We start from the raw sequence: 17,814 nt of genomic DNA, 5'->3' as shown, positions 1-17,814 counted from the left end.
TTTAGGAACCGTTTAGTTTTTTGACTAAACATAAACTGAACGAGGCGGGGATAGTGATTTGAGATGAATTAATTGGGTTTCTAATAATTTCCAAAAATGTTTCGCCTGTCACACAAAACAACAAAGCCTTACATTTCGAGCGATGAATATACGTTCAATCGCGCAGGCCGGTTTCCCTTCCATGTCATTTTTCTGACACGTTTATTCTTTACGTTGTTGGCTTCACTAACTGGATGCTAACAATATGAAAAGAAAAATTATTCCTGTACTTATCGGCTGTGCGCTCTCTTTCTCTGGCCTGGCGGCGCAGCCCACTGCTGAGCGCTATGTCGTCAGCTTCCCTGAAGGCTCCCACGTGAGCTACAGCGGCGCGTTTGCCAGCGCGTTTCCGAACGGACTCCCTGTGGGAATCGGCTCCGGCCTGCTGTTTACGGGCAAGCAGGGCGACGCCCTGACCTTTGCGACCGTGACCGATCGCGGTCCAAACGCCGATGCGCCAAAAATGGGTAAAAACGAAGCCAAAATATTTGTCACGCCAGATTTCGCGCCGCTGCTGATGACCATCCGCGTTCAGAACGGCAAAGCGGAGGCTGTCGACGCCCGCCCGCTGCATGATGATAAAGGCGAGATCAACGGTCTGCCGCTGCAAAGCGGCGTGATTGGCTCCACCAATGAAGTGGCGTTCAGCGACACCCTCAAGATCCTGAAGGGCGACAACCGCGGGCTGGACACGGAAGGCATCACCCCGGACGGCAAAGGCGGCTACTGGCTGTGCGACGAATATGGTCCGTTCCTGATTAACGTCGACAGCAAAGGGAAGATCCTGGCGATCCACGGGCCGCAGGCCGCGGAAGGGGAGAAATCCATCGCGGGCGGCCTGCCAAACATCATCAAATGGCGCCAGGCGAACCGGGGCTTTGAAGGCCTGACCCGGATGCCGGACGGGCGGATTATCGCCGCCGTGCAAAGCACGCTGGATATTGACGGCAAGAGCAAAAAGCAGGCGCTGTTTACGCGTCTGGTGAGCTTCGACCCGGCGACCGGGAAAACGGCGATGTACGGTTACCCTATCGACAGCGCGGCCTACAGCAAAAACAGCGACGCCAAAATCGGCGACATCGTGGCGCTCGATGACCAGCACATCCTGCTGATTGAGCAGGGAAGCGATAAAAACGACGGGATGCGTAACCTGATTTACAAGGTGGATCTCAGCAAGGCGAGCGACCTGACCACCTTCGACAAGCCGGGCGAATACCCGGAGTTTGATGATGAGAAAACCCTGGCGCAGCGCGGCATTACCCTTGCGGCTAAAACGCAGGTCGTCGATCTCCGCGCACTGGGCTGGCAGCAGGAGAAGGCCGAAGGGCTGGCGCTGATCGACAGCAAAACGCTTGCGGTAGCGAACGATAACGACTTTGGCGTGAAGGTGGCGATGCAAAACCCGGTCGAGGGCAAGAAGCTCAAGGATTATCGGGTGAACGCGGAAGGCAAGCTGACGCTGGATGATAAGCCAGTTGAAACCACGCTCAGCGTGAAGCCGCTGAAAAAGCCGGAGTCGGACAGCGAGCTGTGGATTGTGACGCTGCCGGAGGCGGTGAAATAAGTATCCCCACAAAATAATGCCTGCACAGACGCCCCCTCTCCCTTGAGGGAGAGGGCTGGGGTGAGGGGGAACATACGGCTCTAGTGGTCATTCCGTTCACTTCATGTTCCTTGCTACTCTGTAACGGCATGACCGGTGAACGTGCCAGGGTGGCTCAATCGCCACCACCCTGGCGACCCGGGCTCCCGGCGGTAAATCGCCGCTTCGCGGTGCCCTCAGCTTATTCCTTCAGGCTATCGGGTCGGGCATGAGCCTGCATCCCTGCAGGCCACGCCCTCTCGGCGCATCCCTGCGCCTCGCCCCGGCCTTACGGAAACGCTTCGGCGATTTACAGCCGGACCAGGGCGTCGCTGTAAGTCATTAATTAACCTGAAGCAACGTTCATCGCTTCAGGTTAATAAATTACTGGGCAGAGGGGATGCATGGCTGTTATTTCTTCAGACCCGCAAACGCCGCCCGAATTTCTTCTTCCGGGAGTTGGATACCGATAAACACCATCACGCTGTGCGGCGCTTCCTCGCCCCAGGGGCGATCCCAGTCGGCGCTGTACAGGCGCTGTACGCCCTGGAACAGCAGGCGGTTCGGCTCGCCGTCAATCCACAGCATCCCTTTGTAGCGCAGCAGCTTGTCGGCAAACGACAGCAGCAGGTTTTCCATCACGCGCGAAACCTCGCTGATGTCCACCGGGTAGTCCAGCTCCACCACTATCGACGCCACGTCGTTTTGCCTGTCTCCCATAAAGTGGAAGCGCGGCTTTGCGGTGACGTTCTCTTCCAGCATAAAGCCGTTGGTATTGAACAGCTGAGACAGAGCGATGTCTCCGTGCGTCACCGTGTAAACCGGCGCGCGGGAGTTAATGCGCGTCAGGCGCTCGCGCAGCTTAACGCTTTCGCCCGCCACGTCGGTTTTGGTCAGCAGGATGCGGTCGGCGTAGCCCACCTGAGACTGGGCGATGGTGAACTGGTTCATCTGCTCGTCGGCGTGAACCGCGTCGACGAGGGCAATGACGCCGTCCAGCAGGTAGCGCTGGCAGAGGATCTCGTGAGAGAAAAAGGTCTGAATAATCGGGCCGGGGTCGGCCATGCCGGTGCACTCGATCACCAGGCGGTCAAAGTCGATCTCGCCGCGATCGCGGCTGTCGAGCAGGTCCAGCAGGGCGTCTTCTAATTCGTTAGAGCGGGTGCAGCAGATGCAGCCGTTGGTCAGGGTTTTGATCTGGGTGGCGCGATCGCCGATCAATTGATCGTCAACGGAGACCTCGCCGAATTCGTTTTCGATGACGGCGATTTTGAAGCCGTGCTGTTCGTTCAGGATGTGGCGCAGCAGGGTGGTTTTACCGGCGCCGAGGAAACCGGTCAGCAGGGTAACGGCAATCGGGGTCATGGTCTCTCCTTTAGCAGCAGCGAACGCCGCCTTCTCCACTTCCGCCGTAGCGCGCTTCCTGACGCTCGCGGAAGAATTCGGTGTAGGTCATGTAGGGCTTATCCGGATGGTTGGTCTTCATATGCTCAACGTAGTTGTCATAGTCCGGAATGCCAATCAGCATTTTCGCCGCCTGACCGAGGTATTTTTTTGCTTCGCCTAAGTTACCAAACATTGTGGGTTCCAGACAGAAAAAGCCCGGCGATGTGAGTCCGCTGGGCTTATGTTTCCCTCACCCCAGCCCTCTCCCAAAGGGAGAGGGGGAGGATTGCGGATTAATGGTGTGAAGAGGTCTTCACGCCGCCTTCCGGCACCGGCACGTACGGGGTTTCTTTATCCGTACGGCCGTCGGCGTTGCGCACGTTCAGCCAGGTTTTGATGCCGTAGAAAATAATGCTGTACACCACCACCAGGAACAGAATGCTCAGACCCGCGTTGGTGTAGTTGTTCACCACGATATGGTTCATGTTGGCAATCTGCTGAGCGGTCAGGTCCGCTCCGCCTGCGGCAATCTTCTCTTTGTACTGGTTAGCCATGAAGAAGAAGCCTTCCAGCTGCGGGTTGGCGCTGAACAGCTTCAGGCCAAGCGCCCAGGTGGTGCAGAGCAGCAGCCACAGCGCAGGAACAACGGTTACCCAGATGTATTTGGTGCGCTTCATCTTCACGAGGACCACGGTACCGAGCACCAGAGCAACGGCTGCGAGCATCTGGTTAGAGATACCGAACAGCGGCCACAGGCTCTTCACGCCGCCGAGCGGGTCGACAACGCCCTGATACAGCAGGTAGCCCCACAGGCCGACGCAGCCCGCAGTACCCAGAATACCCGCCACCAGAGAGTCGGTTTTCTTCAGGAACGGCACGAAGTTACCGAGCAGGTCCTGCAGCATGAAGCGGCCCGCACGGGTACCGGCGTCCAGCGCGGTCAGGATGAACAGCGCTTCGAACAGAATACCGAAGTGGTACCAGAAGCCCATGTCCGCCCACGGCAGCACCTTGTGGAACACGTGTGCGATACCGACGGCCAGCGTCGGCGCGCCACCGGCGCGGTTCAGTACGGACGGTTCGCCGATGTCCTTCGCGGTTTGCATGATCTGCTCAGGCGAAATCACGAAGCCCCAGGAGCTGACGGTCGCCGCCGCGTGTGCGCTCGCGTCCTTCAGCTGCGCCATAATCAGCGCCGCGTTGTCACCGCCCATCTCGTGCAGGTTTGGCATGGTGATGCCGAGGCCCGCAGGCGGGGTGTTCATCGCGAAGTAGAGACCCGGTTCGATGATAGACGCGGCAACCAGCGCCATGATCGCCACGAAGGACTCCATCAGCATCGCGCCGTAGCCGATCAGACGCGCGTCTTTCTCGTTCGCCAGCAGCTTAGGCGTGGTGCCGGACGCAATCAGGGCGTGGAAGCCGGAGACCGCACCGCAGGCGATGGTGATGAACAGGAACGGGAACAGGGCGCCTTTCCACAGCGGGCCGGTACCGTCGATGTACTGGGTTACCGCAGGCATTTTCAGATCCGGGTTAATCACCAAGATACCGATCGCCAGACCGACGATAACGCCGATTTTGAGGAAGGTCGCGAGGTAGTCACGCGGGGCCAGAATCAGCCAGACCGGCAGCAGCGCGGAGATAAACGCATAGCCAATCAGCGCGAAGGTAATGGTGGTGTCCTTGAAGGTCAGCGCCGGGCCCCAGTAAGGGTCGTGCGCAATCACGCCGCCGAAGTAGATGGAGGCTACCAGCAGCACGATACCAATCACCGACACTTCACCTACGCGTCCCGGTCTCAGGAAGCGCATGTAGATCCCCATGAACAGCGCAATTGGCACGGTTGAGCAGACGGTGAAGACGCCCCACGGGCTTTCGGCCAGCGCTTTCACCACGATCAGGGCCAGCACCGCGAGGATGATGATCATAATCAGGAAGCAGCCGAACAGAGCGATCGTCCCCGGCACGCGGCCCATCTCTTCTTTGACCATCTCACCCAGAGAGGCGCCGTTACGGCGAGAAGAGATAAACAGCACCATAAAGTCCTGCACCGCACCCGCCAGCACCACGCCTGCGAGCAGCCACAGGGTACCCGGCAGGTAGCCCATCTGCGCGGCCAGCACCGGGCCGACCAGCGGGCCTGCGCCCGCGATAGCGGCAAAGTGGTGACCAAACAGCACGTAGCGGTTGGTTGGCACGTAATTCAGGCCGTCATTGTTAATGACCGCCGGAGTGGCGCGCGTCGGGTCGAGCTTCATGACCTTCTGCGCGATGTACAAGCTGTAGTAGCGATAAGCAACAAGATAGACGGAAACGGACGCAACCACGATCCACAGGGCGCTTACGTGTTCGCCCCGGCGTAATGCGACAACCGCCAGACAAAAAGCGCCGAGGATCCCGAGTAAGGCCCAGGGCACGTGCTTCAGTAGTTTTTTAGTATCCATAGTAAGACCTGGTTTTTTATGTAAAGAAAAAAGGGTCAGGGTTCGTTGTGAGGAGGTATTGATTAATGCTGGAGCGATCGTGCCAGATCCTCGCGCGTGTAAAGGACGGTAAATGAATGAGTGGTTGAAAGTGCCGGGTGAGCGGTCAAAGGGGGCGACGAGCGGTTCCGGCTCGCCGCCAGGGGGCGAAATTATGTGATTGAGATCACTTGATTATTCGGGTTACGCTCCACCGCCAGATAGTTCTCCAGCGTTCTAATCAGTTTTTCCTTCAGCCAGTTCGGTTCCAGAATCTGAATGTGGGGCAGCCAGTAGAACAGCAGCGGCAGGATCTGGTTCTCGTGCGCCGCCTGGCAGCGCAGCGTGACGCCGCCCTGCTGCTCCTCCAGCAGCTCCTGTTCCGGCAGAAGATCGCGGCGCAGGAAGTAATGTGAAATATTATCTTTGATAAATATTTTCACCGCGAAAGTATTTTCAGACACCCAGGGATCGAGGCTTTTCTCCAGCAGCTCAAGGACATTTTCTTCGGGCGTGAAGGTCGTTTTCTGAATATCAAACCAGCTAATCTGGCTCAATGAGAAGGATTTCAGGCGGCTATTTTCGGTGGCTTGTAAATACCATATATTTTTTTTGTTAATGAGTTTATAGGGATTAATCAGACGGGTTTTTCCCTTATAAACGATCTGACAAACATTATGGTTTTTAATCGATCTCTCGATTTTCGTTAAATGACGGCGAATATCACGTTCTACCGTGTGTTCTGCCTCATTTCCAAGAATGAGAATATGGTTTTCGTCAACGCGCGTTTCAAGCTTTTGCCAGAATTCCATATTTCTTTCAGGGAAAAAGCTGTCAGCATTCAGGAAGTTAGCAAGGGTGTGATGTAAGCCTTGTCCGCCGGGCGATTGTGCAGAATGGATCAGCCGATATAGCCCGTTACCGGTATGCTCAACAATGGGAGAGAGGGCATTTAAATCCCGGTAGACGGTACGCTCGGTAATTTTAAATTTTTCCATTAGCGCACTGCGGTTTACCACACCGTTTAAATGTAGCTCAACCAGAATATCGACCAGACGTTCAGCCGAGCGGCTCCGCGTCGTTTTAGCCATAAGGTCATCCTGTATATTTAGGTATGCGCTGAATGATGCGGATGCACTGACAAAGGGTGTCAGTATTCAGTCACAGAAAATTTCTCTTATGGGTATATAACGGCGTGATTTAGCGGAAACCTTAGGAGTTTTTGTAGAAAGCGGCGCTGGCCGGAAAAAAAGGCCAGCGCGAGGGGGGGATCACACGGCGGCTTCCGCCTCCAGCATGACCGGGTGGAAACGGCGCTTGAAGTAGATCAGACCGTGTCCCGCGTCACTCAGAATGATGTTCTTAACTTCAACAAGGTAGACAAGATGCGTGCCGATGGTTTGCACCTGGCTAATCTCGCCCTCAAGGCTGGCGAGCGCGCCCTTGAGCACCGGCTGCGCCAGCGGTCCTTTCTGCCAGCAGGAGAGGGTAAAGCGCTCCTCCATCGTCATACCGGTCATCCCCGCAAAATGGCGAGCCATGATCTCCTGTTCGTGGTTCAGCACGTTAACGCACAGCCTGCCGTTGCCCTGAAATACCGGGTTCATGGCGCTGTTGGCGTTGATGCACACCATAACCGACGGCGGGGTGTCCGTGACCGAACAGACGGCGGTGGCGGTAATGCCGCAGCGGCCCGCCTCGCCCTCGGTGGTGATCACATTAACCGCCGCCGACAGGCTGCTCATTGCGTCGCGAAAACGCAGGCGTTGTTCATCTGAATGCATTGCAACCTCCCGCTGCGCTATTTCAGCAGCTTGTCGAGCATATTGATATCGCTGTTGTTGTGCAGGTGCGGCACCGTCCAGCCGTGCTGGTCGTATTCGGACATGCAGCGGTCGACCATCGCCATCATTTTGTCCATGTTGCCAGAGCTCTGCGCCTGGCGCAGACACTGCAGGCGGATCTCATCCTGGCTGCCGGAGTAGTTGATTTCGTACAGCTCGTGACGGCCGCCGAACTCGCTGCCGATGGCGTCCCACATCAGCTTCAAAATCTTGATGCGTTCGACGTGATCCATGCCGTTGGAGCCGCGCACGTATTTCGCCAGATACTGGTCGATCTGCGGGTTGTTCAGATCCCGGGCGCTGGACGGCAGGTAGATCAGCCCGGACGTCACGTTACGCTCGATGATGTTCTTGATCTTCGCGTAGGCCATCGGCGCCATCACGCGGTAGGTTTGCAGCGCGGCGTGATCCGGCAGATACGCGCCGTTGACCCACGGGGTGGCTTCGGAGCACATGGAGTCGCTCAGCGCCCAGAACATGTTGCGCCAGGCCACCACTTCGCCCAGATCCGCCTGCACGCCGCGGAACTCCAGGGTGCCGGTGCACTCCAGGGATTTTTTCAGCAGGGCGGTGATGAAGTCGAGCTTCACCGCCAGACGCACGCAGGCCTGCAGCGGGTACATGCGGGCGAAACCGCCCTCCATCGTCCAGCGACGGCAGCGGTCGAAATCGCGGTAGATCAGCACGTTTTCCCACGGGATCAGCACATGATCCATCACCAGGATCGCGTCGTTCTCGTCGAAGCGGCTGGAGAGCGGGTAGTCGTACGGGGATCCGGTTGCGCCTGCCACCATCTCGTAAGAGGCGCGGGAGATCAGCTTCACGCCTTCGGCATCCATCGGCGCGACGAACATCAGCGCGAAGTCCGGGTTTTCGCCCATCACCTGCGCGGAGCCGAAGCCGATCATGTTGTAGTGGGTCAGCGCCGAGTTGGTTGCTACCACTTTCGCGCCGCTGACGATAATCCCGGCGTCGGTCTCTTTCTCCAGCTTGATGTAGACGTCTTTCACCTCGTCCGCCGGCTTGTGGCGGTCGATCGGCGGGTTAACGATGGCGTGGTTGAAGTACAGGCCGGTTTCCTGAATGCGGGTGTACCAGCTGCGGGCGTTCTGTTCGAACTGGCCGTAGAAGGCCGGGTTGGCGCCGAGCGCGCAGCCGAACGCGGCTTTGTAGTCCGGCGTGCGGCCCATCCAGCCGTAGCTCAGGCGCGACCACTCGGCGATGGCGTCGCGCTGCTGGCGCAGGTCGTCGGCGCTTTTCGCCACGCGGAAGAACTTGTGGGTATAGCCGCCGCTGCCGGTGTCGGTGCCCCAGCAGAGCGTGTCCTGCATCTCCGGCTTGTGCAGCGCGTCGTACATCTGTGCGATGGAGGCCGCCGCGTTGCGAAACGCCGGATGGGTGGTGACGTCTTTGACGCGCTCGCCGTAGATATAAATCTCACGGCCGTCCTGCAGGCTTTTTAAATACTCTTCGCCGGTTAACGGACGTTTGGCATCAGCGCGGAAATCTTCAGGCTTCATAGGGACCTCGTATCGGAATAGAGTTGTTAAATTTATGTTTTGTTTTTGTTGTTTAATTGAAGCCTGAGAGGGGCGGAACGTGAAGGGACGATTGGGACAACGGCGGGTACTTTTCGGGCTGGATTGGGATTTGTGATCGTTGTCCCCTCACCCCGGCCCTCTCCCCAAAGGGGCGAGGGAGAAATCGTCCCCTCTCCCCTATGGGGAGAGGGTTAGGGTGAGGGGTAAGGTTTTACGACACTGGTACTTTCCGCGCCCGATACGCGCTCGGCGAACACCCCACTAAGCGATTAAAAAACCGGGCAAAATAGGCCGGATCCTTAAACCCCAGCTGCCAGGCAATGTCGCTGACCGCGCTGTCGGAGAAGAGCAGCAGCCGCCTGGCTTCCCGCAGCTGGCGGTCGAAGATCAGCCGCTTCGGCGGGCGGTTGGCGAAGCGGCGGCAGATATCGGTCAGGCGGGATTCGGTCAGGTGCAGCTCGCTGGCGTATTCCGGCACCGTCCAGTGCTCATGGTAATGAACGTCAATCAGCTGGGTAAAGCGCTGGAACAGCTTCAGCTCGCCGCGCATGCCGCCCGAAGCGTGGTCGTCGAGCTTCGCGTTACGCAGCAGCAGAGTAAACACCGCCTGCGCCAGCAGGACCAGAGTATGTTCGCGCCCCGGCAGCTGTTCCGTGGATTCCCGGGCAATGAGCTGCCAGTAGTGCTTCAGCGCCGCCAGCTCGTCCGGCCTGTCGGCCAGCGAGAGGCAGATCCCCGGCAGGCCAAACGCTTCCCGCGTGCCGGGGTAGAGCACCTCCAGCAGCGGCCAGATGAGATCCTCGCGCACCGTCAGCACGTGTCCGTCGCTGTCGGATTCGGTGATAAACGCGTGCGGCACCGACGGCGGCGTGAGGACGAACAGCGGGGCCTGCACCGAGTAGCGGTGATCGTCGAGCTGGAGCTCAATCTGCCCGGTATCGAGAAAGTGCATCTGAAAATACTGGTCGTGACGGTGCGCCTGCATGTCGCGGCCAAAAAAGGCCGCCATGCGCGCGAACGACTGGTAGTGCACATCGTCGGTGCCCAGACTTTCGTCGTACTCCTTGCTGATATCAATGTTGGCGATAGGGCTCTGGCACATGCTCGTTCCTCTGTTGATCCCGCTGCGTCATCGGAATGCGCGTCAGCACCAGCGCGCCGACCACCAGCAGCCCGGCCACAAACCACAGTCCGGAGCTGAAGCTGCCGGTCGCGTCGCGCAGAATGCCGATCAGCAGCGGGCTGACGGCGGATCCGACGTTGCCGATGGCGTTGATCACCGCCAGCGCCACCGCGCGGGACTGCAGGCTAATCACCCGATCCGGCGTGGTCCAGAATATCGCCATGGCGGTAAAGGATCCGGTTGAGGCCATAATGATGCCAAGCAGCTGGATCAGGCTGTGATCGGTGGCCGAGGCCAGCATCCATCCCGCCGCGGCGAACAGGTACGGCAGGATGGTGTGCTTTTTTCGCTCTTTCAGCCTGTCGGAGCGTCGGCTCCACCAGATCATCCCGAGAATGGTGCAAAACTGCGGGATCGCCGCCAGCAGGCCGATGACGATATTGCTGCTCCCCGTGTTGAAGCTCTGCAGGATCTGCGGCGTCCAGATGTTGATGGCGCTGAGCGTGTTGGTCAGGCAGAAGTAGGCCAGCGTGTAGAGCAGCACCGCCGGGGTCAGCACTTCGCGCAGCGTCGATCGCGGCGTGACGGACTGGGCAATGGCGACCTCCTGCTCGCGGGCGATCATCGTTTTCAGCGCCTGCTTTTCGTCGTCGTCGAGCCAGGTGGCCTGATCCGGCGTGTCGTTGAGATAAAACCAGGTCACCACGCCGAGCACCACCGACGGCAGCCCCTCCAGCAGGAACAGCCACTGCCAGCCCTTCAGGTTCCACAGCCCATCCATCGCCAGAATGTAGCCGGAGAGGATCGAGCCGAGCATCATGGTCACCGGCATGGCGATCATAAACAGCGCGTTGGCGCGGGCGCGGTGATAGGCCGGGAACCACCATGTGAGGTAGACCAAAATCCCCGGCAGGAAGCCCGCTTCGGCAATGCCTACCAGCATGCGCAGGACGTAGAGCGTTTCAGGGCTGGTGGCAAACATGGTGCAGGTGGAGGCGATGCCCCACACCACCATGATCCCGGCGATCCAGCGCCGCGCGCCGATCTTCGCCAGCATGATGTTGCTCGGGATCCCGCACAGCACGTAGGTGACGTAAAACAGCGTCGCGGCCAGGCCAAACATCGTGGACGTGAGGCCCAGATCTTTGCCCATCGTCAGCCCGGCAAAGCCGATGTTGATGCGATCGAGAAACGAAAAGACAAACAGGATAAAGAGAAAGACGATCAGGCGTCGGAACAGCTTGTTAATGGCGCGATGTTCAACAGCTTTATTATCATGGGTTTGCAGGGTAGAGGTCGTCATGGTGCGCTCCAGATCTTACGTTTAGTAGACGGATTTATTGTTATTAACTGACGTAACCGGTTGTTCGATAAAGCGTGCCGCCAGCGCTTCGGCGCCGCGGGCGAGCAGGGTGGTGTCGACGCCGACGGCGACAAACAGCGCGCCAAGCTCGAGGTAGCGTTTCGCCAGCGGCTCGTTCGCCATCAGGATGCCGGGCGCTTTGCCCGCGCTGAGGATCTGCGCGATAGCCTGCTCGATGGCGGCCTGCACCTCCGGGTGCTGCGGATTGCCGGCAAAGCCCATGTCGGCGCTCAGATCCGCCGGGCCGATAAACACGCCGTCGACGCCTTCAACGTCCAGGATCTGCGGCAGATTTTTTAGCGCCTCGCGGGTTTCAATCTGCACCAGCACGCACATGGCGTCGTTGGCCTGCTGCAGGTAATCCGGGATGCGGTTCCAGCGCGAGGCGCGCGCCAGGGCGCTTCCGACCCCGCGAATGCCCGCGGGCGGGTAGCGGGTGGCACGTACCGCCAGCCGCGCTTCGTCGGCGTTTTGCACCATCGGCACCAGCAGGGTTTGTGCCCCCACGTCCAGCAGCTGTTTGATCTGCACCGGGTCGTTCCACGACGGGCGCACCACCGGCTGGCTGGGATAGGGCGCGATGGCCTGCAGCTGGGTTAACACGGTCTGCACGCTGTTCGGCGCGTGCTCGCCGTCGATCAGCAGCCAGTCGAAGCCTGCCCCGGCCAGCAGCTCGGCGCTGTAGCTGCTGGTGAGCCCCAGCCATAAACCGATTTGCGGGCGGCCCGCCTTCAGCGCCGCTTTGAATGCGTTTTGCATGGTTGTCTCCTTACACAAAGCGGCAGCTGATGGAGCCCATGTTGCCGTAGTCGACGTGGAAGGTGTCGCCTCTGCTGGCGGGCACCGGGCGGGTAAAGGAGCCGCCGAGAATAATCTGGCCAGGCTCAAGCTGCACGTCGTACGGTGCCAGCTTGTTCGCCAGCCACGCCACGCCGTTCGCCGGGTGGTTAAGCACGCCTGCGGCGACGCCGGTCTCTTCGATCACGCCGTTGCGGTAGAGCAGGGCGGAGATCCAGCGCAGATCCAGCTCGTCGGGCTTAATCGGACGACCGCCGAGGATCACCCCCGCGTTGGCGGCGTTATCGGAGATGGTATCGAACACCTTGCGCGGGCGCTGGGTTTCCGGGTCAACGTTGTGGCAGCGGGCGTCGATCAGCTCCAGCGCGGGGATCACGTAGTCCGTAGCGTTGTAGACGTCGAAGATGGTGCAGTTCGGGCCGCGCAGCGGTTTTGCCAGCACAAAGGCCAGCTCCACTTCGATACGCGGAACGATAAAGCGATCGACGGGAATGTCGCTGCCGTCGTGGAAGAACATGTCGTCCAGCAGCGCGCCGTAGTCCGGCTCGCTTATCTGGGAGCTGGCCTGCATCGCTTTGGAGGTGAGGCCGATCTTGTGGCCCTTCAGCACGCGTCCTTCGGCAATCTTCAGGCTGACCCATTCGCGCTGGACGGCGTAGGCGTCGTCGATGGTGATCGTCGGGTAGTCGAGAGAGATCTGGCGGATCTGCTCCCGGGACTGTTCCGCCTGATGCAGACGATGGGCGATCAGGGTATGGGTATGTTTGTCGAGCATGGCGATATCCTGTTTTACGTTTGTTTTCTCCCTCTCCCCGTGGGAGAGGGACGGGGTGAGGGCATCAGGCCGCAGAGATTTCCCCTCACCCTAACCCTCTCCCAAAGGGAGAGGGGACGGTATTACTTAAACAACGCGTGCACGTTGTTTTGTTTGTAATTGAGCGTCGGGTGCAGCTCCTCGAGCTCGAACGACAGCGCCAGATAGCGGCTCGCCATTAGCGCCGAGAAGTGCATTTTGATCAGCGCAAACAGCATCTCCCCCACGGCTTCCCGGCTCTCCAGGCTGCGCCCGGAGCCAATCTTCAGCGTCATATGCACAAAGGCGTAATCGTGCCTGCCGTCGGCCATCTGCCAGGTGTCCAGCCAGTGGGCGCGGCTGCGGATGCCGCCGATGGGGAAGATGCCCGTGGCGGCCAGCGCCTCGTTCACTTTGGCAAACAGCCCCGGCAGGTCGGCCTGCTCGCGGATGTTGTCGGTACATTCAGCAATAAAGTGCGGCATGGTGGCTCCTTACGCGGGCAGCGGGAAAACGGCGTTGACCTGGCCGGTGCCGGAGCTGGCGAACAGCTCGGTGAGGAACTCCACCTTGCCGTCGTACTGGTCCCAGCCGAGCATCCCCAGCAGCATCACCGTGTCGTGCATGTTGCCCTCGCCGTAGCAGTAGTCGGCGTACTCCGGCAGCATGCTGCAAAATTCCTTAAACTGGCCTTCGCGCCACAGCTTCACCACGCGCTCGTCCATCTGGCGGTCGAACTCGCGGGTGTAGCTGTTCATCCCTTCCTCCGCGCGCTGGTCGTCGATAAAGCGGTGCGACAGCGAGCCGCTGGCGAGCACCGCCACGGTGCCGTCGTATTTTTCGATGGCGCTGACGATGGCCTCGCCCAGCCTGCGGCTGTCGGCGAAGTCGTGAACCGTGCAGAACGCCGAGATGGAGACTACCTTGAAGTGCTTATCCGCGTTCATGTAGCGCATCGGCACCAGCGTGCCGTACTCCAGCTTGAGGCTCGGGATGTTGTGCGCTTTGGCGCGCACGCCGAGCTTCACCGCCTCGTCGGCGATCAGCTGGCCGAGCGCCGGGTTGCCGTCGTAGTCGTAGGTCATGTCGCGGATAAAGTGCGGCAGCTCGTTGCTGGTGTAGACGCCCGCAAAATGGTCCGCACAGTTGATGTGGTACGCGCTGTTCACCAGCCAGTGGGTGTCGAACACGATGATGGTGTCCACGCCCAGCTCCCGGCAGCGCTTGCCGATCTCTTTATGCCCGTCGATGGCCGACTGGCGGCAGCCGTGGTTTTTCCCCGGCAGCTCGGAGAGGTACATCGACGGAACGTGGGTGATTTTTGCCGCTAACGCTAATTTACCCATGGTCAGATCCCCCACTTTGGAATCGGATGGTCGCCCATGGAGATGCAGACGTTCTTCATCTCCGCGAACACCTCGAAGCTGTACTCACCGCCCTCGCGGCCGGTGCCGGAGGCCTTCACGCCGCCAAACGGCTGGCGCAGGTCGCGCACGTTCTGGGTGTTGACGAACACCATCCCCGCTTCGATATTCCGCGCCAGGCGCAGCACTTTGCTGACGTCCTGGGTCCAGATGTACGACGCCAGGCCGTACTCCACGTCGTTGGCCAGGCGCAGGCCTTCCGCTTCGTCCTTAAACGGCAGCAGGCAGGCCACCGGCCCGAAGATCTCCTCCTGCGCCACGCGCATGCGGTTGTCGACGTCCGCCAGCACGGTTGGTCGCAGAAAGTTGCCGCCCTTCAGGTGTGCAGGCAGATCGGTCGGTTTGTCCGGGCCGCCCGCCAGCAGGGTCGCACCCTCTTCAATGCCGAGGCGGATGTAGCCGGAGACTTTCTCCCAGTGCTGCTTGCTGATGAGTGCGCCGATCTGGGTGTTCGGATCGGTCGGGTCGCCCACGCGCAGGCGGTTGGCGCGTTCGGCAAAGCGCTTCACGAATTCCGGGTAGATGCTCTGCTGGATGAAGATGCGCGAGCCGGCGGTGCAGCGCTCGCCGTTGATGGAGAAGATGGTGAACAGGGCGGCGTCCAGCGCGCGCTCTATGTCGGCATCTTCAAAAATCAGCACCGGGGACTTGCCGCCCAGCTCCATGGAGTATTTCTTCAGCCCGGCGTTTTTCATGATGTTGCGCCCGGTGGCGGTGCCGCCGGTGAAGGAGACGGCGCGTACGTCGTGATGGCGCACCAGCGCGTCGCCTGCCGTCGCGCCGTAGCCCTGCACCACGTTGAGCACGCCCGCCGGAATGCCCGCCTCCAGCGCCAGCTCGCCCAGACGGTCGGCGGTCAGCGGGGAGAGTTCAGACATCTTCAGCACCGCGGTGTTTCCGAGTGCCAGGCACGGCGCGACCTTCCAGGTGGCGGTCATAAACGGCACGTTCCACGGCGACACCAGCGCGCAGACGCCCACCGGCTGCACCAGGGTGTAGTTGAGCATCTTGTCGTCGACCGGGTAGGTTTTGCCGTTCATCTGCTGGCACACCTCGGCGAAGAACTCGAAGTTGTGCGAGGCGCGCGGAATGAGCACGTTTTTGGTCTGGTGGATCGGCAGGCCGGTGTCGGCGGTTTCCATGGCGGCGATCTCGGGCACGTTCTGGTCGATCAGGTCGCCCAGACGACGCATCAGGCGCGCGCGCTCCTTCATCGGCAGGTTGGCCCATTTCGGGAACGCCTCTTTAGCGGCGGCGACGGCCTGGTGAACTTCACCTTCACCGCCGGCGGCGACTTCCGCTAATACCTCGCCGGAGGCCGGGTTGGTAGTGTGGAAGTACTCGCTTCCGGCGACGTTTTTACCGTTGATCCAGTGGTTAATCTTTTTCATTTTGCAGTCTCCTCGCTGACAATCCGGTTCACCAGGCGTCCCACGCCTTCCACTTCCACCACCACTTCATCGCCCGGCACCACGTCGGACAGCCCCTTCGGCGTGCCGGTGGCAATCATGTCGCCCGGCTGCAGGGTCATAAAATCGCTCAGGTACGCAATCAGGTACGGGATGCTAAAAATGAGATCGGCGGTGGTGCCTTCCTGCCGCAGCTCGCCGTTGACGAAGGTGCGCAGGGTGAGGTTGTGCGGATCGGGGATGGCTTCTTTTGGCACGATGTTTGGGGAAATGGGGGTCAGCCCGTCCCGGCTTTTTACCCGCAGGTTTGGTCGGTAGTAGTTTTCCAGGTAGTCGCGGATGGCGTAGTCGTTGCAGACCGTATAGCCCGCAACACAGTCCATCGCCTCGGCTTCGCTGACCTTACGCGCGGTTTTACCGATGACCACCACCAGCTCCGCTTCGTAATGCATGTATTCGATATTGTTCGGGCGCACCGACGTCTGGCCGTCGCCGTTGAAGGTGTTTGGCGCTTTGATAAATACCAGCGGCTCGGTCGGCGGCTTAAAGTCCAGCTCGCTGGCGTGATCGGCATAGTTGAGACCGAGGGCAAACAGCGTGGCGTGCGGCGGCGTGCTGTGCGTGTTAGCGACGTCGCGTTCATCTACCACCGGGTTTTCCAGCGGCGGAAAACTTTCCGCCAGAACGCGCACGCGATCGCCCGGGCGGATCTCCACGCGGCTTTGCGGGGTGCCGAGCAGGATCGCATCGCCGGGATTGAGGGTGGCGAACTCGCTCAGGGCGCTCAGCAGTTCGGCGGCGCTGCGCTGAAGATCGGCCGTGCTCCAGTGGTCCGCTTCGCGGCCGTTGATCTCGGTGATGATGGTCAGGTTATCCACGTTATCCACGGCGACCAGTTCGCCGAGCGGGCAAAATCCGTCCCGGCATTTGGCCTTGATGGCCGGGCGGTAGAAGCTCTCTTCCGGCAGGCTCACCTCGTTGGCGAGCGCATATCCCGCGATGTACTCCGCGGCGTCCTCCACGCGAACCTTGCTGGCGGTTTTGCCCACGACCAGCGCCACCGTCGCGCCGCTTAATACCGTTTCCCCGTGCGGGAAGGGGATCGGCTCGCCCGCGCGGATCACCGTGTTATGCGGCTTGATAAACCACACCGCCGTTTTCGGCGGCGTGTTGTAGGGAGCTTTTTCAAAGGCCTCACGCCAGGCTTCACGCTGGCTTTGATGGTTGAGGGCGACGGCAAAAACGGTACCTTTCATTCACATACTCCTCACTCCGACGGTCCGGGTTATGATTTCATTAATATGTTAATGATCTGGTTTTATGCTTTTGCTGTTTATTTCGCAATCAGAAGTGAAATATTTGTGATGGGAATAACAATAAATTTACATGTTGGATTTTATTTATATGTAAATCATATGTTTAATAAAAATGAATGGTTTCTGTTAGACTTTTTGACGGAAAACGTGTTGTTTATAAAAGCATCTTTTAGGGATTGTTTACTTGTTAATGATGGGAAGGGGAAAGGCTATGCATGATTCATTAACCATCGCGCTGCTGCAGGCGCGGGAAGCGGCGATGTCGTACTTCCGCCCGATCGTGAAGCGCCATAACCTGACCGAGCAGCAGTGGCGCATCGTGCGCGTGCTGGCTGAACATCCGTCGATGGATTTTCACGATCTGGCGTTTCGCACCTGCATCCTGCGCCCGAGCCTGACCGGCATCCTGACGCGCATGGAGCGCGACGGCCTGGTGCTGCGCCTAAAGCCGGTGAACGACCAGCGCAAGCTGTACGTGTCGCTGACCAAAGAGGGGAATGCGCTGTATGAACACGCCCAGGCGCAGGTCGAAGAGGCGTATCAGCAGATCGAGGCGGAATACACGCCTGAGAAGATGAAACAGCTGACGGCGCTGCTGGAAGAGTTTATTGAACTCGGAAACCGGCATAACGCAGCGCGGGAAGAAGAGTAAAAACCACAAATTCCAGGATGATTTTCGTAAAGTTTTCCCTTTCCAGGCCGAAAATTCTGTATCTGTCTGAGGAAAGAGA

At 59.4% G+C, this 17,814-nt stretch carries 16 protein-coding genes; 2 read left to right on the top strand and 14 right to left on the bottom strand.

Translation table 11 applies throughout. The annotated features are described in order from the left end of the window. Positions 1-244 precede the first annotated feature (244 nt). A complete protein-coding gene (locus M2422_RS11660; RefSeq protein WP_064673188.1) occupies positions 245-1,603 on the top strand; it encodes an esterase-like activity of phytase family protein in 1,359 nt (452 codons plus the stop codon). A 429-nt stretch (positions 1,604-2,032) separates the two neighbouring features. Here the strand turns inward: M2422_RS11660 and yjiA are convergent, their stop codons facing one another. The 14 genes from yjiA to hpaG all read right to left on the bottom strand — a co-directional run bounded on the left by yjiA (position 2,033) and on the right by hpaG (position 17,023). Beyond that, complete coding sequence (yjiA, locus tag M2422_RS11655; RefSeq protein WP_033144553.1) at positions 2,033-2,986, bottom strand: GTPase; 954 nt, start codon at positions 2,984-2,986, stop codon at positions 2,033-2,035. 10 nt (positions 2,987-2,996) lie between these two features. Continuing rightward, positions 2,997-3,200 carry a YbdD/YjiX family protein gene (locus M2422_RS11650; protein ID WP_003856610.1) on the bottom strand — a complete coding sequence of 68 codons (204 nt, stop codon included), beginning with the start codon at positions 3,198-3,200 and terminating at the stop codon, positions 2,997-2,999. Between the two features lie 100 nt (positions 3,201-3,300). Further along, positions 3,301-5,454, bottom strand: a complete 2,154-nt coding sequence (locus M2422_RS11645; protein ID WP_023334384.1) for a carbon starvation CstA family protein — start codon at positions 5,452-5,454, stop codon at positions 3,301-3,303. A gap of 191 nt (positions 5,455-5,645) precedes the next feature. Further along, positions 5,646-6,563, bottom strand: coding sequence for a YafY family protein (locus tag M2422_RS11640; protein WP_033144554.1), 918 nt, complete (start codon positions 6,561-6,563; stop codon positions 5,646-5,648). 180 nt (positions 6,564-6,743) lie between these two features. Next, positions 6,744-7,256 carry a 4-hydroxyphenylacetate 3-monooxygenase reductase subunit gene (locus M2422_RS11635; RefSeq protein WP_033144555.1) on the bottom strand — a complete coding sequence of 171 codons (513 nt, stop codon included), beginning with the start codon at positions 7,254-7,256 and terminating at the stop codon, positions 6,744-6,746. Between the two features lie 17 nt (positions 7,257-7,273). Further along, positions 7,274-8,836, bottom strand: a complete 1,563-nt coding sequence (gene hpaB / locus M2422_RS11630; protein WP_063439872.1) for a 4-hydroxyphenylacetate 3-monooxygenase, oxygenase component — start codon at positions 8,834-8,836, stop codon at positions 7,274-7,276. 232 nt (positions 8,837-9,068) lie between these two features. Then, complete coding sequence (gene hpaA / locus M2422_RS11625; protein ID WP_064673189.1) at positions 9,069-9,959, bottom strand: 4-hydroxyphenylacetate catabolism regulatory protein HpaA; 891 nt, start codon at positions 9,957-9,959, stop codon at positions 9,069-9,071. Further along, a complete protein-coding gene (gene hpaX / locus M2422_RS11620) occupies positions 9,931-11,283 on the bottom strand; it encodes a 4-hydroxyphenylacetate permease (RefSeq protein WP_048978976.1) in 1,353 nt (450 codons plus the stop codon). Before hpaX ends, hpaA begins: the two co-directional genes overlap by 29 nt. Before the next feature lie 21 nt (positions 11,284-11,304). Next, positions 11,305-12,102: a 4-hydroxy-2-oxoheptanedioate aldolase gene (gene hpaI, locus M2422_RS11615; protein ID WP_064673190.1), complete on the bottom strand. Its 798-nt coding sequence runs from the start codon at positions 12,100-12,102 to the stop codon at positions 11,305-11,307. A 10-nt stretch (positions 12,103-12,112) separates the two neighbouring features. Continuing rightward, entirely contained in the window at positions 12,113-12,916 is an 804-nt protein-coding gene (hpaH, locus tag M2422_RS11610) for a 2-oxo-hept-4-ene-1,7-dioate hydratase (RefSeq protein ID WP_039262280.1), read from the bottom strand. 122 nt (positions 12,917-13,038) lie between these two features. Continuing rightward, positions 13,039-13,419 (bottom strand): 5-carboxymethyl-2-hydroxymuconate Delta-isomerase, encoded by a 381-nt coding sequence (locus tag M2422_RS11605; RefSeq protein WP_064673191.1) that lies wholly within the window; start codon positions 13,417-13,419, stop codon positions 13,039-13,041. 9 nt (positions 13,420-13,428) lie between these two features. Further along, positions 13,429-14,280 (bottom strand): 3,4-dihydroxyphenylacetate 2,3-dioxygenase, encoded by an 852-nt coding sequence (hpaD, locus tag M2422_RS11600; RefSeq protein ID WP_064673192.1) that lies wholly within the window; start codon positions 14,278-14,280, stop codon positions 13,429-13,431. A gap of 2 nt (positions 14,281-14,282) precedes the next feature. Then, positions 14,283-15,749 (bottom strand): 5-carboxymethyl-2-hydroxymuconate semialdehyde dehydrogenase, encoded by a 1,467-nt coding sequence (gene hpaE, locus M2422_RS11595; protein ID WP_064673193.1) that lies wholly within the window; start codon positions 15,747-15,749, stop codon positions 14,283-14,285. Then, on the bottom strand, positions 15,746-17,023 hold the full coding sequence (hpaG, locus tag M2422_RS11590) for a 4-hydroxyphenylacetate degradation bifunctional isomerase/decarboxylase (RefSeq protein WP_064673194.1): 1,278 nt from the start codon (positions 17,021-17,023) through the stop codon (positions 15,746-15,748). Before hpaG ends, hpaE begins: the two co-directional genes overlap by 4 nt. 271 nt (positions 17,024-17,294) lie before the next feature. On the opposite strand from hpaG, the gene hpaR reads away from it, so the two are divergent. Further along, the gene (gene hpaR, locus M2422_RS11585) at positions 17,295-17,735 is read left to right on the top strand and encodes a homoprotocatechuate degradation operon regulator HpaR (protein WP_023334396.1); all 441 of its coding nucleotides are present in this window, start codon (positions 17,295-17,297) and stop codon (positions 17,733-17,735) included. The last annotated feature ends 79 nt before the right edge of the window (positions 17,736-17,814 follow it).

Source organism: Enterobacter sp. SLBN-59 (genome assembly GCF_024807915.1).
Lineage (GTDB): Bacteria > Pseudomonadota > Gammaproteobacteria > Enterobacterales > Enterobacteriaceae > Enterobacter > Enterobacter asburiae_B.
The sequence above is the reverse complement of the archived record's forward strand: the minus strand, read 5'-3'. Positions and strand labels throughout refer to the sequence as shown.

What these genes read in the sequence shown, in the direction of transcription:
- M2422_RS11660 (WP_064673188.1), top strand. Translation starts at nt 245, where the DNA reads ATGAAAAGAAAAATTATTCCTGTACTTATCGGCTGTGCGCTCTCTTTC.
- yjiA (WP_033144553.1), bottom strand. Translation starts at nt 2,986, where the DNA reads ATGACCCCGATTGCCGTTACCCTGCTGACCGGTTTCCTCGGCGCCGGT.
- M2422_RS11650 (WP_003856610.1), bottom strand. Translation starts at nt 3,200, where the DNA reads ATGTTTGGTAACTTAGGCGAAGCAAAAAAATACCTCGGTCAGGCGGCG.
- M2422_RS11645 (WP_023334384.1), bottom strand. Translation starts at nt 5,454, where the DNA reads ATGGATACTAAAAAACTACTGAAGCACGTGCCCTGGGCCTTACTCGGG.
- M2422_RS11640 (WP_033144554.1), bottom strand. Translation starts at nt 6,563, where the DNA reads ATGGCTAAAACGACGCGGAGCCGCTCGGCTGAACGTCTGGTCGATATT.
- M2422_RS11635 (WP_033144555.1), bottom strand. Translation starts at nt 7,256, where the DNA reads ATGCATTCAGATGAACAACGCCTGCGTTTTCGCGACGCAATGAGCAGC.
- hpaB (WP_063439872.1), bottom strand. Translation starts at nt 8,836, where the DNA reads ATGAAGCCTGAAGATTTCCGCGCTGATGCCAAACGTCCGTTAACCGGC.
- hpaA (WP_064673189.1), bottom strand. Translation starts at nt 9,959, where the DNA reads ATGTGCCAGAGCCCTATCGCCAACATTGATATCAGCAAGGAGTACGAC.
- hpaX (WP_048978976.1), bottom strand. Translation starts at nt 11,283, where the DNA reads ATGACGACCTCTACCCTGCAAACCCATGATAATAAAGCTGTTGAACAT.
- hpaI (WP_064673190.1), bottom strand. Translation starts at nt 12,102, where the DNA reads ATGCAAAACGCATTCAAAGCGGCGCTGAAGGCGGGCCGCCCGCAAATC.
- hpaH (WP_039262280.1), bottom strand. Translation starts at nt 12,916, where the DNA reads ATGCTCGACAAACATACCCATACCCTGATCGCCCATCGTCTGCATCAG.
- M2422_RS11605 (WP_064673191.1), bottom strand. Translation starts at nt 13,419, where the DNA reads ATGCCGCACTTTATTGCTGAATGTACCGACAACATCCGCGAGCAGGCC.
- hpaD (WP_064673192.1), bottom strand. Translation starts at nt 14,280, where the DNA reads ATGGGTAAATTAGCGTTAGCGGCAAAAATCACCCACGTTCCGTCGATG.
- hpaE (WP_064673193.1), bottom strand. Translation starts at nt 15,749, where the DNA reads ATGAAAAAGATTAACCACTGGATCAACGGTAAAAACGTCGCCGGAAGC.
- hpaG (WP_064673194.1), bottom strand. Translation starts at nt 17,023, where the DNA reads ATGAAAGGTACCGTTTTTGCCGTCGCCCTCAACCATCAAAGCCAGCGT.
- hpaR (WP_023334396.1), top strand. Translation starts at nt 17,295, where the DNA reads ATGCATGATTCATTAACCATCGCGCTGCTGCAGGCGCGGGAAGCGGCG.